This is a genomic window from Thalassoglobus sp. JC818, assembly GCF_040717535.1.
GTDB lineage: Bacteria > Planctomycetota > Planctomycetia > Planctomycetales > Planctomycetaceae > Thalassoglobus.
Genome location: NZ_JBFEFI010000009.1, coordinates 122899 through 140749 on the forward strand (window position 1 = coordinate 122899; position 17851 = coordinate 140749).

The window sequence follows — 17851 nt, forward strand, 5'->3', positions numbered from 1 at the left end:
GATTCCTCATGAATCGGTATGCATGCCAGATTGAACAGCGAATCAGCTGGGGCACCGCCTGATCGATGGCAATTTTTGCCGATCTGATTTTTTGGGGTTGATCAATAATCTGAAAATATTGACCCGGATTGAACTTTCACTCTAAAACCGTCGCAATCCTCAGTTTCTCACCAAATCTACCCTTCTTCCGGTACTTCAACACCTTGAGTCACTACCGGAAAGCCCACCTCTCTTTATCCCACCCGGAACTTCCGTTCCAGTCCGCATAATCGGCTGCCGATAACTGATATGACCGGCTCCGTCGGATCAACTGGAAAAATACGTTTACCCGCAAAATCTGGCACAATCGGTCCCTGTTGGAAGGGTCCGTGACTGCCTCCGTCTCAATTTTGGGGCAACCAATGACTTCGCGCAAAGCCTGTCTTATCGGACTACTATGTTTCGCGCTGATGCCAAGACCCGCATCAGCGCAAACGGCCTACGTTTCGGATGAATCCGTAACGGGGTATCACAGTGGCAGCCTCTATAGTGCTGTCATGCCAATGGCATTCCCACGGAGTTTCCTCTTCGCCAGAGGTGACTTCGGGAATCGACCCGGTGTCAGCAATGACTACTTTGCTGCCGGGGGATTCATGCCCATGGAACTTTATGGTCCGGGGGAAGTGACCTTCCTTGAAGGGCAGGTCTGGATCACCGAACAAAACGAACAGTCCATCGTCGGTGGTACCGCCGGTATTGGTCATCGCTGGATGATCATGGACTATTCCCAAGCAGTCGGTCTGAACGGCTTCTTAGCCTGGGACCAGAGTGCCAACGGGTATAGTTACGATGGGTTTTCGCTCGGTGGTGAGTGGATGACCGATTACGTCCAGGCAACGATCAATGGATACGTTCCCTGGAATGACCGCATTAACAACGTGGGTGATCCCGTTGTGATGACCCAACAGCCCGTGTTCACTGGTCCGAATCTTGCATTCCGAGCAATGCAGGGTGTGGAAGAGCAGTTGAAAGGGATGGACGCAGAAATCGGTACTGCGATCCCACACGCGGAGTGGTTGTCAGCTTACGTCGGTGTCTATCACTTTGATGCTGCCGAAGAAAACGACTTCACTGGAGCCAGTGGTCGTGTTCAAGCGGACTTCAACAACGCTGTCTTCAGCCTGACAGTTTCCGACGATGATCGTTTCGGAACAACTGTCAACTTCAACGCTGAGTTGCGACTGAACGGTGGCCAGCTCTCATTCATGCCACGCTACCGCACGCTTGATACCCAGATGCACGATCGAGTCCGACGCCGTACTCGAATTCCAACACTCGAATACGCAAGCGAGCGGGGACGTGTTCTGGCCATCAACCCAGCGGATGATCTGCCTTACGAATTCATCCACGTCGACAACACAGCTGGCGGTGGAGGAGACGGAACATTCGAGAATCCGTTCAACGAACTCGACCTTGCCAGCAACATGCCGAACGCCGACATCATCCTGGCGTATCGCGGAAACACAAGCCCAACGAATTTGCTGAACGCAAACGATGGGCTCATCCTGGAAGACAACCAGATTGTTCTTGGACAAGGACATGAGTTCTTCCTCGAAACCGCGAACTTCCCAGGCGTCTTCGTTCAGCTGCCAGGTTTCAGCGGAAATGGAAACAATCCATTCATCGGTGGAAATGCAGGTGCTGACCTGATCACTCTTGCCAACAACAACACGATTCTCGGCCTGAACACTGTCACCGATGGTGGAAGTGCAATCGTTGGTTCGGACATCACGAATGTTGTCATCGACGAGATCAACCGAGACTTCGACATCCTCGGTGGCGACATCACCGGAACCGGCAATGGAATCATGCTTTCCAATGTCTCGGGAGTTGCTTCGATCACCAACGTTGGGTTCGGAATCGACGATCCAACCGGGATGAATGGAACTCGTGGAATCTCCATCTCCAACACAGACACAGCTGACCTCGATGTTCTGATCGCTAACGATCCAACTGAGTTCCCTGATCTCGCGATCACTGGAGCTTCGCTCGGAATCGAACTCGCAAGCGACAACTCGACAATTGATGCATTGATTGTTGACATCAACGCTGACGGAAACGGAACTGGTCTTCGAACAACTGTCACAAACGCAGGTGACATGAATGTTGCGATCGACAACAGCTCATTCAACGACACCACCAGCGGAAACGGCATTGAAGTTGTCGGTTCTATGGCTGGTTCAGTCGTCCTGACTGCAACTGACACCACAGCAGACAACTCCAGCAACGCTGGCTTGGCTGTTCTCGTTGATGATGCTGCTGCCGACGTACTTGTTGTCGGTGGAAGCTTCAACGACGCTGGCACAGACGCAGTTGCTGTCGAAGGTGACAACAACGCAAGCGTGACTGTTCTGCTCGCAGAAACCACAGGCACAGGTGCCACTGACAACGGTGTCCGCATTCAACTTGAAAACACAAGTTCTGGTCTCGTCGAACTGGAAGACACAGACTTCACTGGTGCAACTGGGGACGGAATCAACGTGCTTCTCGATTCCGGTTCAGACCTGGCACTGATGGGAACTGACTCCATCTTCGGTGACAACGATCCAATGGGAACCGGTGACGGTCTCGATGTTGTCGCGAACAATGGATCTACTTTCCAGGGTGACTTTGACAGCACTTCATTCGCGAACGCAGCCGGCAACGGAATCGCGATTGCTGCTGATGGAAACGCAACTGTTGCCACACTCGACTTGAGCGACGTTCAAGTCGACGCAGCAGGAGCCAACGGGATTCAAGGTTCAGCAAGCCAGCAAGCTTCACTCGTCATCATGGGTGACGCAGTCTCAGGAGCCGGAGCGGGAGCTGACGGAATCAACCTTTCCGCAAACGACGCAATGGTCATTGCTGAGTTGGTCAACACCGGATCATTCGCTGGTGCGAACGAAGACGGAATTGACCTGAGCAACTCCAACGGTGGAACACTTCAGTTGACTGTTGAAGGAGCCGGTGGAGCCCCTGCTGACTTCAGTGGTGCAGTGACCGGAAACGGACTTGTTTCCAATGCAACTGGAATGAGCACTGTGACAGAAATCGATCTGTCAGCTGGTGCAACATTTGACAACGCTGCAATTGACGCGATCAACCTAAGCAGCAACTCAAACGCCACGACAACACTCGTCGGAGTGGGTGTTTCTGGTGCAAACGCTGGTGACGACGGAATCGAAGTCACAAACGATGGTGGAACGACCAACGTCCTCATGACTGAAACCGGATCATTCGCTGGAGCGGGTGCTGCTGGAAACGGAAATGGAGACGGAATCGAGTTCAATGGAACAAACGGAGCGGAAATCAACCTCCAGATCTCCGGAGTTGCAGGAACAGCTGCTGACTTCTCAGGTGCAGAAGCCAACGGTGTGAACGGATCGCTTGATGGATCAACTGGAATCCTGGTTCTGGCTGACACCAACTTCAATGGCCCAGTCAACGGCAGTGGCATGACTGTCACCGCGACGAACGGGTCTGAGTTCGGAACAAGCATCACCGATTCAACCTTCAACGATGCGACCAACGGCGACGGAATCCAGATCAACGTCGACGGTTCTGTGGCCATCGCAGATCTCACCAATGTTCAAGCCAACAACGCTGGTGGCGACGGATTGTCTCTGTCAGCCGACGACACCATGGCTGTCGGAACTTCGGGAATCGAAGCGAACCTCGACACTGTTGAACTCGACAACGCTGGTGGAAGTGCCCTGGCTGCGAACTCTAACGCTGGATCGCTCATCGACATCAATGCTGTCGACGTTCAAGGTTCAGACGCAGGAGCCAACGCCATCGACCTGTCAGCAGATGCTGGTCAGATTGACCTGACACTGACAAGCACTGGCACCAACGACTTCCTGAACTCAGGACAGTCAGGCCTCGCCTTCTCCGGTGTGAACGGAAGCATCATCAACATGGATGTTTCGAACACCGACTTCAGCGATCCTGAAAACGGTCCGAACACTGGCCGCGGGGCACACGGAGACCTGACAGATTCGTCAGCAATCCTGAACCTGACCGACGTCAACTTCGACTACGCTGGCCTCAGCGGAATTGAGCTGGCAGCCAACAACTCAACAATCACTGGAATCTGGGAAAACGTCTCGGCGATCGAAGCTGGCTTCGATGCTCTGACAATCAACGCTTCCGCAGCTTCCGACATCGATCTCGAGATCAACAACTTCACAGGAACACTCGCAGGACGTGATGGATTGAGCATCACCAGCGACGGTGCCGGAACAGAAGTTGATCTGTTGATCGACACAGCTGACTTCAGCGACGCAATGTTGAACGGGTTGGCATTCAACCTCAACAACGACTCTGTCGTGACAGTCGACACAACAAACGTGATCGCAGACAACGCTACAAACGACGCGATCAACGTGCTGGCTGACAACAACTCGATCCTGACACTCGATATCACAAACGGCTCGCTTCTGAACGCTGGTGACGACATGACTGATGTCACCTTCTTCAACGGTGCAGTTGTCAACCTGACCATTGATCCAACTCCTGCAACAGGTGCTGCGGACAATGGCCTCGAGTTCAACGGTGCTTCAGGGGGAACTCTGAACTTCACGATGATCGACTCTCCACTGTCAACAGAAGCTGATCCGGTTGGAACAAACGGAATCCTCGGCTTCCTCGATGCAGCGACAGCGAACCTGAGCTTCATCAACAGCGACATCGACAACTCATCACCACCGGGAGCAACCGGCGATGCAGTGGCTGTCACAGGAACGAACGGATCGATCTTCAACCTGGACCTCGACAACAGCTCGATGGACAACTGGAACAACGGTCTCAACCTGACGATGACCGATTCCACCGCGAATGTTGACCTGATGACAGGCAATTCAATCGACAATGCACTCGGAAGTGCCATCCTTGTGAACGCTGACAACTCAACCGTCAACATCACAGGCACAGAGACATCGATCGCTGCCTCAACTGGCAACGCCATCGACCTCACCGGAACCAACGGCTCCATCATCGGAGTGACTCTGGCCGACACAACGAGCCTGTCATCTTCGACTGGAGACGCAGTGAACTTCGGCGGTTCAGACAGCGAGTTCAACATCTCCATCGACGGAACAGCGGCTGCTCCACTTGTGATTGGTGCAGCAAGCGGATCCGGAGTTGTGGGTAACGTGGTTGACTCTTCTGTGACCCTCGCAATGTCTGACTTCACCGTCGACGGAGCAGCTGGAAACGGAATCGACCTGACTCTCGGAGAGAACGGAAACGGTGGATCAACTCTTGAAATTGATCTCCTCGACTTCTCACTCAGCGGGAACGGAGAAAGCGGACTCGTGATTGATCTTGATGGATCAACACTCCTCGACTCCAACCTCGACAACGGTCTGATCCAGAACAACGGACTTGCTGGAAACCCATCGTTCGGAATCTCAGTGTCAGCCAACAACAACTCTTCTGTCGGAAATCGCGGAACAGTTGGCAATGGCCTCGACATGATGAATCTGATGATCGGAAACACAGATCCACTGGCCAAAACACAGGACGTCGGGATTTACCTCTCCGCAGACAACGAGAGCTACCTCGAAACGACTGTTGTCAGCAGCGTGATCGATCTCAACGACGGAAACGGTGTTGAGATCATCACCAATGCTGACATGAACATCGGTGACGGATCGCTGATCGAAGCTTCATTCCTCGACAGCAACATCCTGAACAACTGTGGTGACGGAGTGAACTTGCGTGCCTTCTTCGGCAACAACACTCCTGGCGACGATCCAATGAACGAAACTTCCGGAATCGTCTTCAGCTTCGCTGGTGACGGCACAACAACCGGTCTCATCACTGGAAACGGCAACGGAAACGTTGGCGACGGAATTGGCGATGGAATCGACGCTGTGGCCCAGGGTGACGCTGGTGGTGGTCCAGAAAACACCACGATCACGATCAACTTGAGCAACGCCATGGTCACTGGCAACGAAGAAATGGATCTTCGCACAGAGATGCCTGACAACGGGGAAATCAACCTCGGAATCTTCGATGTCACCATCGGAGACGGTATTGAGATCTGTGCTGATGGAAGCGGAGACGCCACACTCAACCTGAACAACGTGATCATCACCGGTGTCACAGGACAAGCAGCGATCGCCATGGTTGCTGAAGGTGGCGGAACTGCAACTGGTACATTCACCAACGTCATGATTCGTGACAACGAAGCACAGGCCTTCGCTTTCCGCTCAACAGGAGCAGGAAGTGTTGTGGACGCTGTCTTCAACAACACAATCATGATGAACAACGCCTTCAACAGTGGCATCACCGACTCCAAGACCGGACTCGATGTTGACGCTCAGATCCAAGGTCTGGTTGAAGGTGGCGGTACTGCAAACATCACCTTCAACGGTGTGACTGCAACACAGTCGCCAGCAGTCAACGGTCTTGAGATCGACGTGACGACCGGCGGTACACTGAACCTCGACATCGATGACCTCAGCCTGACCAACAACACTGGAATGGCTGGCGAAGGCGAATTTGATGTCGACGTCGACGGAGCTGGCTCAATCGCCAACATCGACATCGACGGACTGACAGCCAGCGACAGCGAAGGTCGTGGTGTTGACATCGAAGCGACTGGTGGAGGAGCACTCAACCTTGTCCAGCTCAATGACATCACCGCGAACAACGCGACGGATGAAGGGTTGAACATCACTGGGGACCTGGCTGACGCTGACGGAATCGTCGCGATCACTGACTCCAGCTTCAACAACGCCGGAAATGGTGACGGGGTGAACATTGACCTCACTACCACTTCTGCAACTGACCTGTCTCTGACAAATGTGTCTGCCAACGGTGCAACCAACGGTGACGGAATTGACCTCACTGTGACTGGATCAGCTGCTGGCGGAACTCACTCGATGACACTCAACGATGTCCAGGCCGACGACGCTGGCGGAACTGGAGCATCGCTGACCATCAACGGATTGGCTGCAACCGACTCCGCAGCGTTCGACATCAGCAACGGTTCATCCTTCGACAACGCTGGAGCTGACGGGATTGAAATCTCGACACCAGGTGCCGTCGCTGGATCGACCAGCACAGTCAGTGTCAGCGACACGACTGCTGTCAACGCGACCGGAAACGGTTTCATCATCAACCCATCTGACATCAGCATCACAGATGTGACGCTGACAGACCTCAACGTTGACAACGCCGGTGAGAACGGAATTGATGTCCGCTTGGCCAACCAGGCTGCGGCGACTTCGATCGCGCTCACAAACGTGAACGCGAACAACGCCGGAACCGCTCCTGCAGGGATCGATCCTCTGATTCCTGGAGACGGAATTCTCATCGAACTGGACAACGTCGGCGGTGGAGCAACCAACACTCTCAGCTTTGATGGTGTTCAAGCTTCCAACGCGATCGGTGGAGACGGAATCGACCTGCGACTCGACAACGGAACCGTTGCAGAGTTCACCGCATTCGACAATGTCACCGCACGAAACAATCAGCAGACTGGCTTGCGATTCGATATCGACAACGCCTCTCAGTTGATGACCTTCGCTTCAACCGGACTCGACGTGTCCAACAACTCAGCCTTGAGCACAATGGACGCTGGTATCCTGGTCGACGTGACTGGTGGATCATCTGCTGACTTCGACCTGACTGATCTGACGATCGACAACACTGTGGCCAACTTCGGTGCTGGTGTTCTCCTCAATGTTGACGGAGCATCAACACTCGGATTTGACATCACAGGATCAAGCCTGATCGACATGACTGGCCGCGAAGGTGTGGACGTCGCAGTCGCCAACGGATCGACCTTCACCGGAACATTCGAAGGGCTCGACATCCTCAACGGTGGAACAGCTCCAATGGTTCAGGTCAACGGATTCGACCTGGATGTCACAGGAGTGGGATCGAGTGCAACGATCGTCATGAACGATGTCTCGGCTAACAACCACCAGACTGGCGACGGTATCAACCTCATCGCTTCAGGTGGAGCACTGCTCGACGCAACACTTAGCAACGGCGTGACCGCCAACGGCAACCGTGAGAGTGGTCTGGACGTCTTCGCAACCGGAAACGGCACCGAACTGATCCTCAGCTCGATGACCGCGATGGGCGGAATGGTTAACACCTTCAACAACAACGGCTTCCCTGATGACCTCAACAACGATGGTGGACACGGGGTTTCAGTTGTGCTCGAAGACCTCGTTGAAGCAACCCTCATGCTGGAAGCTTCCGCGAGCAACAACGCCGGTGACGGTATCCGCGTCATCACTGATGATTCGGGAGTCACAATCAACGACCTCGGAATCACCGCATCGAACGTCAACGTCAACGGAAACGATGGCAACGGTTTGACAATCGATCTCGACAGCGTCGTCGGAATTAACTCCTTCGACCTGAGCGGTATCACGGTCATGAACAACACCATGGACCAGATCAACGCGAGCTTCACCGACATGGTGCTCGACACTGTCAGCTTCAACCAGGTGACAGCAACTGGACCAGGTGCTGGAACTGGAATGGGTGACGGTATCGAACTGACACTCGACAACACTCAGGTCACGACTTTGCTCGGCTTGAACAACATCCGTGCTAACAACAACGGCGAAGACGGATTGCAGTTCAACCTGCTCAACGGTTCGACGATTCCAATGGGATCAGCGATCGATCTGACCATGGGTGTGATGAGCGACTCTTCATTCAGCAACAACGGCGAGCACGGGATTAACATCACCGTCAACTCTTCAGTCGCTGAACTGGATATCCTCAACAGCCAGTCACCATTCGGCCGCACCTCGACCATCGCCAACAACGGCGGTAACGGTGTGAACATCGAAATCGAGAACGGCGGAAGCCTGATCAGTGCGATTGATCAACAGATCATCGACATGAACAGTGGTTCTGGTATCAACGTCATCGCAGGTGCCGGAGTGGGAGATTCCTTCTTCAGCACAGGTGACGGAATCACGAACAACCAGATCACCGACAACGGCAGCTTTGGTGTTCGAGTGACTCAGCTCTCCACAATCGTGGACAATGTTCCTGACCTGGATGTCTCCATCGGAAGTCGAACCATCGACGGACAGGGGAACATCATCGACGGAAACCAGGATGCTGGGATCGCGATCGACCTGATCCAGAACACCATCGGACAGGTGGCGATTCGTGGAAACCAGATCACGAACACCTCCAACGGTGCGAATGCAGACTTCAGCGGAGAAGCCATCTTCATCCGAATGCTCGGAACACTGGATCCAAACCCAGCCCAGAACTTGCTAAACGCAAATGGAACTGGAATTGGAGACGGCCTCAACAACGTGACTCCAGGTCTTCTCATCGAGAACAACCTGATCGGTGTTGACGAGTTCGGAATGGTCGGAGCCAACGCAACGACAGGCATCAACTTCGATGTCCGCGAAAGCTCAACCATCGACGGTCTGCATATTCTGAACAACACAATCTCGAACGCTCAGAACGGCGGAGACGGAATTCGATTCAACCGAATCGACGATGTGGTCGTCAACGACTTCTTCATCGACGAGAACATCATCGAGAACAACGGAGATGACGGTATCGACATCACCGCTGAGAACGACGACAACTCTGCGATGGAAGTCATCATCGGACTCGACGGACAACGTGACGGACTGGGTGGAATCACCGGGACCGACACTGACGTTCGCTCGGACATCTCGAACTGGCTCGCCAGCCTCGACGGAAACTACATCAACAACAACGCCAATGACGGAATCGTCATGCAGGTCAACGCCGATGCCGGCCTGATCGTTGACATGGAAGAGAACCAGATTCTCAACAACGGAAACGACGGTGTTCAGTTGCTCGAAGTTGTTCAGGATCAGTCAGACGGACGATTCATCGCCGGTCTCTGGGAACAGAACGTGATTGCGAACAACGCCAACTTCGGTTTCGTCACTGGTGCTCGTCTCGCTGGCCTGTCCATGAACGACGGTATCGTTGGAGCAATCATTGATCAGTTCGGAAACGTCATGACCGACGGTAACGGAAGCACTGGTATGGTGATCAACGGGGCTGGAGTTTCTGCCTACGACGATCTCGACATCGTCCGCAACGGACGTCTGGTCACCGGTGACCGTTCACTCGGACATGGTGTGGACATCCAGGGAGTTGGATTCAAGCAGGTTGCGATGACCAACAGCCTCGTCAGAGAGAACTTCCAGGACGGTGTGGAAATCCTTCAGACCGACCAGAACGGAACAATCTTCGACTTCGTGCTGGACTTCGAGGACAACCGAGTTGTCGCCAACATGGGACGCGGATTCGACATCCTCAAACGAGGGGACGGTGAGATGTTCATTACGATCACCGGAACCAATGATCCACGTAACAACCCACTGCCACTTGCTCAAGTTTCGTCGAACGATGAAGAGGGGATCTATGTGGTCAACACATCATCCAACACTCAGAATCAGACCGACTTCAGCAACGCAGCACTGGCACAAGACGGTCCTGTGACAGAGACTCCACAACTGGAACTCCTGATCGATCAGGTTCAGATCTCCAACAACGGAAACGTTGTTCTGGCAACCCTGCCAAACAACCTGCCTGGTTCAGGTCTGGTCGTGCGAGTGGGAACCTCTGACGGCAACTACAGCCTCATCGGTGCCGGTTCTACTGCCCAGAACGGTGGATTCGCGACCGATGGATTCGGAAACGTCATCAACGGTGGTGTTGGACTCGAGTTCACCAGCAGCACACTGCAGGGTAACTTCGGAGACGACGTCTTCTTCCACAGCTACACCTCAACTGGTAACCCAGCAAACGTTGGTGGAACCTGGAACGACATGACCTTCGATCCAACAAACGTTGGACGTGGCGATCCTCTCGCACGCTTCGACGTGGTCTGGGGTACCGGAGCAGAAGCAATCTTCTTCGACAGTATCGATGTCACCAACTCACTTCGAGCCGGAACCCCAGGTGGGGAAGCGGGAGCCTTCTACAATGGCCCAGCTGATGGGACATTCATCTCAAGGACTCGCGACAACAACAACCCACCACTCGGCGGACCATTCACCGCTGGAGGCCGACGTCGCAACGCAACTCGCCTTGCACTGCGAAACTACCCGGACTTCGCCCTCGGAGAAATGGTCAACCTCGTCGATACACTCGGACCAACCGGAACACCAAATCCGAACACAAGCGGATCACCGTTCCTGTATCCTGGTATGGGTGACAGCACCATGCGTGTCAGTGCTTCGTCAGGAAACCAGCTCGACCTGCCATTCGATTTCATCCTCGATGGAAACGCAGGCAACGGATTCCAGGTTGACGATCGCTTGGACATCAACGGTGTCTCCTTCACTCCAGGGGTGATCTTCGGAGAACTCCCATTCGGATGGGGTAGCTTCTAAGCTTCTCATTGAGAAATCTTGAGTGAGCCAGCCACGGGCTGGAGGCGATTTTCGTCTCCAGCCCGTTTTTTGTTTTTCACGTCCCCGAATTCACTTCACAGCGATCGTACCCACCCAATCTCCGCAGTGTTGTTGACTTCCTGAGAAAACCAGCCGGGCTGGATTGATGCGCTGCGGTCAACTGCTACAATCTCGGCGAAAGACTCGGAAACGAGTCGCGATCGCATTCTGTCATGACGGTGCGTCATCAGCAGTCTTCGATGTTTGAACGATCCATGTGGTCAATCAGTTCATCGCCGACAGATGATGAAAGTCCTTTCCTAAGAATACCTTAGAAGAACAGCACCCATTCCAGAAAAGCGAACGGACCGGGAGCGTAGCTCAGTTGGTAGAGCAACGGACTTTTAATCCGTAGGTCCAGGGTTCAAGTCCCTGCGCTCTCACTCGAACGGAATTCCAGCACTCTTTTCCGTTCTGAAGCACTAGGTGTTTCATTTTCAGTCACGAGCAGAGCATCGGATCATTCGTCCGATGCTCCACCGAACGGCAAGATTGCTTCTCTCTGCCGGATCTCTCTTCGAGATGCTGACTGTCGCTGGTAGCCCGTGCCTCACTCAGCGGAACACGGTCTCTTCTTATGCTGAACTTGAGATCTCAGCCGATACTCTCAGAAGTTCAGACTCAATCAGTGGAACGCGATCGGATTTTGATCCTATCACATCTTCGTGTTTGGTTGGGTGTGCTCGGTGCCACCTGCTCATGAGGCGAGCAGATGACACCAAGACGTGCTCACCACTTGCTTCAATCTCCGATCGCTGGAAGATTTGCCGCTTCCGTTACCCGATTGAGATACACACAACCGGTGACAAAATCGATGAGTTGCACGACTGAGCGCGGACTGTTCGTTTCTAGAGCATGAGCAGCATCGGCGTCGGTCACTGCGATCGGTGTCATTGCCTGCTTCTGAGCAAACGTAAACAGCGAGCGATCGGCGTCGCTAAATTCTTCCCAGTTGTGATCGAGAGCTTCGATCTCTGCCTCTGCCTGTCCCAGTTCCTTCAATCGCTTTTCCGCCTGTGCCACGACGTACCAGGCTCGATCTTGGCGAGCCACGATCCATCGAACTTGTGCTTTCATGAGCGGAGTAAGATCTCCCTCAACTTCGGCTGGCTTGTCGAGTTGAAGGATTGCTTCCATTCGTCGCTGACTCGCATTCGGGAAAGTTGCTACGAGTCGCACCCAAAGTGGCAACTCTCCCTCGGGAGCGTATTCACCGAGTGCAGTTCGTGCAGCTTCTTCATCCATTACCGAAAGTCTTGGACTTCGCTCTTTCGCAGCGAGTAGCTTTTCGCGAAGAACCGACGGAGCTTCCAGATCAGGACGATGGTGAACGCCCCGGCCTGTAGGCTGACCTGATTTGTCCAGATGGAGCGGAGCAACTTGTGAAATAACATTCTGAAACTCCTGCGATGTCGGAGTTAGATAGCTTTCAATTGGCAACGCAGAGCCACTTGGAACCGTACCATCAGCGGCAGCGAAAAAACGAATCCCACTCGAAGACTGCGGAATTCCGGTTCCCTCTTTCCACCGATTCGTCGCGTTGTTTCTCGCGATCGACATCGTCATCTCCAGAATCTGAAGATCCGAATAGTGTTCCCGCAATGCCTCGAAGTCTTGATCGTTGAGCAAGTGAGGCTCATAGGTCAGCTTGCGAGCGTACGCAAATGCAGTCTGCTCTGCGGGTGAGTATTGAGACCAGTCTGCATCCAAGGCTGCGACTTGATCTTCAGTCATTCCAGTTGCCGCTAGTTTTTGCTCTTGATGTCCGAGGCAGTATTGGCAGTTATTCGTTCGCGAAACGACCCAGAACAACATCGTTTTGAACGGATAAGAGAGAGTCATATTCTCATCTGAGTTTCCACGCGAAGACCGAGAAGTCGATCTCTCACTTCCCGCTGTGGAGCCGCTACGACTTGAAGTTGCTGGTCCTCGTTCCTCCTGATACGGAAGGTAGTGGTACTTCAAGCGACTCTCATAACTATCAGCTCGGTCGCCGAGGTTTTCTCGATCCTCAGCCGTCAACTCCGGTAGTGGGAATCGATAGGGACGAACCTTCATGTCTTCCAACAACTCCTTCATCGCAGGTCGAGTCGCTGGGATTGGTCGCGGTGTGGTGATCACCTCTGCCTCAACTGGGCAAGCCAGAAAGACTAATCCGAGACACTGGGTTAGCAGGACATTTCTTTTCATTGTCTTAGACTCCTCTGTCTTTACGAAGGGGTATATAAGTCTCTTATGAATCTCTTTCGAAGCCTGTCTGCAGTTGAGCAGCGCTCTCTGAGGTTTCTACAGTCGCCGATTCACTCACGAAAGACGGTGATCACTGGCGACGTTCCAACGACATAAACGACTTTTGAATTCGCCGACTTACCCTTTCCATCCTCCAGAACTAACGTCACAGGGATGTGGAGATTCGTGCCATCATTGAATTCTTCTGGCTGAAACTCGAAGGAAACGAGACGCTGGCCGGCGTCCCAGGCGATATCACGTCCGACAACTGTTGGTTTCAGGGACTCGACCGATTCTCCCGCTTGCCAGGTCTTTAAGAACGTCTCACATGCTGCGCGAGCTTGTTCTTCGTCCAGAGCGAGTGACCTGGAAGATGAATCGCACCCCTGAAGCAACACAATCAACAGCACAAGCAGGGTGGAGTGATCACGAAGTGAATTCCACATACACAATTCCTCTTTATGATTTCAAAGAGTGACGGCGTCGCAACTCTTCGAGATAGGATCGAAATGAATTGATTGAGCCCGCGCACTCGCTGCTTGTAGTGTCCTTCAACTGTGAATGGAGTCCGTTTGACTCATCACTGAACTTGCAACACCATGGCTCGCTGCTCGAGTGCAGAGCGATGAAGCTTGAAGAAACGGCTGGATGAAAGCTGCCTGCTAAAACTCAGCGACAGTTTCATTTCCGTTTCTTGTCCCGATCGCACGCCACACACCCAGATCGATACTTGAGGAAACGAATCGGGCTGATCCGTCGCACAACAGAACATGCACCCCACCGATGTGACGACTGTTTGCCGCTGCTGCCATTCGGCCCGGAGGATAGCGACACGATCGACCATTTGGGGGTTGCGAATGGTAGTAGTAGGTCGCGTCATTGTCGGCCAGAATCCAGGGGACACCGATATTGGAGACTCCCTGCATGGAGAGGTCATCGACATCGACGTCCAGGCAAAATTGATAAGCTTCGTCAGCGTTGCTGGGATAAGTCCCTGGCTGATAGGTGTCCGTCTGCGGAGTCGAGATTCCGTTGCTTCCGTCTCCCAACATTTTCTCCGCCATCATCGCGGTATTACTGGCGCCATCGACGATGTCGCGAAACTTGGTTCGACTCGAGTTGAAGAAGACACCGTTCGGAATTGGCATGCCGAAATTTGGATTCGAAGAGTCTGAAGATGGATACCCATTAAGAACACCTGTCCCGTTGTTCGTCCAGTAGTTGTTTCTTCCACCAGCGTCCTGCGGCAGGCTGTCAGGATCGGACGGACAACGAAACGCCGGAAGGTTTACCGCGAAAGGACCGGCGTTATTGGCGTGAGTCGGCAGGACATTGAAATCAATCGTTTGAAACAGCGGAGCCTGATCGATGTAGGGCAAGATATGGGCATGGGGCGAAAAACGATTCCCACCCGCACCAGGCGGAAGACACCCGATGGTGTCGTGATAGTTGTGCATCGCCAGCCCAAGTTGTTTCAAGTTGTTCTTACACTGAGTTCTTCGAGCTGCCTCGCGAGCCTGTTGCACAGCTGGGAGCAACAATGCAATGAGAATCGCAATTATCGCGATCACTACGAGCAACTCTATCAAGGTAAAACCTCGAGAACGCTTCATGACAATTCCTCAATCAATAGATACAAACACGAACATAAAGAAATAGAACGAGAGAATAACTCGAAAACTGCCGTCGGCCCTCGGATGACCAACACGGCAAGCGGATCAACATGTAAAGAATCGACCAGATAGAGCGACGCTCAGTGCGTACTATTTACACGCCGATTAACTGCGTTCGAGAGCTGTGTTCACAACTCTGCGCTACACTAGCAACGGTGCCTTAGATCGAACTGCTGAGATAGCGATGTACGCGAATTTCTTCTCGCCGAAAACGAAACGATTCTGCTTCGCAAGGCACACTTCACCACGAAGTTGCCGACCAACCTACGAGTTGGTGAACCGTAGCTTCCAAAACGTCACCGCGACTGCCGACTATCCCGAACTGCAATTTCACCTGGAGTCCGAACTGCCTTAGCAGACCGACGTTCCGAACGTGATATCGAAGCTTCGCGTCTCATCTTCTGCCAATGCAACATGATCCCATTGGACACCTGCGGCAAAAGAATATCCTAGAGCGAAAGATCGTCGCGCAGTTCAATACGCCGTAACCGACTTTGCCAAAATGGCTCAAACCACGCTGTTGAAAACATGGAGAACATTGCGGCTTAGCGAATCGCTTCTCAGCAGGAGAAGTAGAAGGATTGGGGAGGACGTTCCAATGGAGAGTGCCCAGAATTGTCCTCGACCCGATTTGAAGAAACATGTCGCCAGGACACGTCAAAACCTGGTGAAGTCCATGCTTGCGGCACAAATGCTGTCTGAGTTTCACTTTCGAGTGAAACTGGAGCAGAAGGCACAGGATTGGGTTGATTCCCTCGGCAGCCTGGACCATGACAGGGACTCGGACCACGTTCACTTTGAAGCGGAAAGCCTAAATAGACATCCGCGGGCAACGGTGGCCGGTTGATGTTCGGTATCATCCCACCTGCCAGACTGGTGGCTCCCGGCTCATGAATCATGAGATAATCACCACAAGTTGCCCAAGCAGATCCAGACGTACCGATTAACAAACCGCAGCTAAAAACTAGTGCGGATGCGAGACGCTTCCAATTTGGTAGTGGAACGTGTTGCATGTACGGCCTTCTGAATACATCAAAGTTGACAAGAATTACTAAACCTGTCAACCCAAGACTTGACACACGCGAAAGCTTCGAGCAGTGCTCTACCTGCCCAAGAGCTACGACTCAAGTCTTCAGCCTTGACCTGATGAGAAGCTCATTCAGGTCGAAACTCCAATCTTCGAACTCACGGATCAGCCCATCTGGCGCCAGCGCGCCTGACGTTGTGAGTGCTCCAGACAAGCAACGTGACCTTCACATGATCGGTTCGCTTCTGAATTCTCTCCCCTTCATCGGTTGGACTGTCCGACTCTATTCTGGTTCAGTCTTTTCTGAACGGAATTCACAAGCCCATTTTCAGTCGGAAGTGATCAGGACGCAATCTGGCCGCTTATCGCGAAATCGCCGGACTCCCTCAGCTGTAATGTTTGTGCCAGTAACTCCAATCTTTTTCAAATCAGTCGGTATCAACTGGCGTGTTCCAAGTGCCGGTCAACGTTTCAGTCACAATGTTCTTTTCGCTTATAACAATTCAAACATACAACACGACAAATCCGACGATTAACTTTGGGAGTACTTTCGACCAAACGAAATTTAGAAATGATTTCACAATTCAAGTGCCGAATGCTCTACCAACGTTCTCCGTTGATTCCATCGACGTAGGCATCGTGAACAACCGATTTCAGTCAAATGTGGTCCCCGAACCATCTTCATTCGTATTGATCGGCCTGGGGAGTCTCGGTTTCTTGAACCTCGCCAGAAGACGCCAACAGACTCGAAGATCGAAGAACAATTCCGTGTAAGCCAGCTGGAGAGTTTACACAATCAGTCAAACGGAACGGGAGTCGATAGAATTTGGCAGACTGGTTTCGGGACATGAGATCATCTTCTGACAGAGACAATTAAACAGGACGAATTGTCTTGAATTCGAATGACCAACGCTGCCGTCCGAGTTCTGACTTCGAGATCGCAAACCCCGGACAGGAGGGGACGCTCCGTTTCCATTTCTCTCCATTCCGAGATGTAATCCCAACATGGATACCGTAAGATTCCTCGAGACTTTCCGGCGTGACTTTACGCAGCTGCCAGATCGGGGATCGACGATGGGCTTATATCTCGCTTTGTTTCGTCTTTTGGAAAACCTAAAGAGACTTCTGGCGACAGCTTGGTCGCCTTCTCCATGTTCTCAAGCAGGCAGAATCGCAATCGTCTGCGTTGCGTTTCTCATGCCTCGTAATGGACTTGCCCAACGCACTGACATTGTGGGAAAGCAACCCGTATCTGCGCCGGTTGCCACTCCAAGTGATCCGCAACAAGATCCGATGTATGACGAGTTTATGCATGCGATTGAGAAGTTGCGAGTTGCCTTCGAAGAAGAGAGTGTCGACAAGTTAAACAAGAGCTTTGATTTTGGCCGGATGGCATCTCACGCGATTCTCGTTGCTGGAATTGAAATCCCCCCACGAGAAATTCGACAATTCGAGTCGAACTTGTC

Annotated in this window: 6 protein-coding genes and 1 tRNA gene; 4 read left to right on the forward strand and 3 right to left on the reverse strand. The window is 52.8% G+C overall.

The features are described from left to right. Nucleotides 1–401: 401 nt before the first annotated feature. Nucleotides 402–11396, forward strand: a complete 10995-nt coding sequence (locus tag AB1L42_RS20625; protein WP_367060782.1) for a hypothetical protein — start codon at nt 402–404, stop codon at nt 11394–11396. A 370-nt stretch (nt 11397–11766) separates the two neighbouring features. Then, a tRNA-Lys gene (locus AB1L42_RS20630) sits at nt 11767–11839 on the forward strand. Between the two features lie 358 nt (nt 11840–12197). Here the strand turns inward: AB1L42_RS20630 and AB1L42_RS20635 are convergent. From AB1L42_RS20635 to AB1L42_RS20645, 3 genes are all read right to left on the reverse strand, one after another. After that, nucleotides 12198–13646, reverse strand: a complete 1449-nt coding sequence (locus AB1L42_RS20635) for a carboxymuconolactone decarboxylase family protein (protein ID WP_367060785.1) — start codon at nt 13644–13646, stop codon at nt 12198–12200. A gap of 110 nt (nt 13647–13756) precedes the next feature. After that, nucleotides 13757–14131 carry a hypothetical protein gene (locus AB1L42_RS20640; RefSeq protein ID WP_367060788.1) on the reverse strand — a complete coding sequence of 125 codons (375 nt, stop codon included), beginning with the start codon at nt 14129–14131 and terminating at the stop codon, nt 13757–13759. Nucleotides 14132–14347: 216 nt separating this feature from the next. After that, nucleotides 14348–15298: a DUF1559 domain-containing protein gene (locus AB1L42_RS20645; protein ID WP_367060791.1), complete on the reverse strand. Its 951-nt coding sequence runs from the start codon at nt 15296–15298 to the stop codon at nt 14348–14350. A 1567-nt stretch (nt 15299–16865) separates the two neighbouring features. Between AB1L42_RS20645 and AB1L42_RS20650 the strand changes: the two genes are divergently transcribed. Next, nucleotides 16866–17159 (forward strand): PEP-CTERM sorting domain-containing protein, encoded by a 294-nt coding sequence (locus tag AB1L42_RS20650; protein WP_367060794.1) that lies wholly within the window; start codon nt 16866–16868, stop codon nt 17157–17159. 231 nt (nt 17160–17390) lie between these two features. Further along, nucleotides 17391–17851, forward strand: a 461-nt coding sequence (locus tag AB1L42_RS20655; protein WP_367060797.1) for a hypothetical protein, incomplete at its 3' end; no start/stop codon positions are given.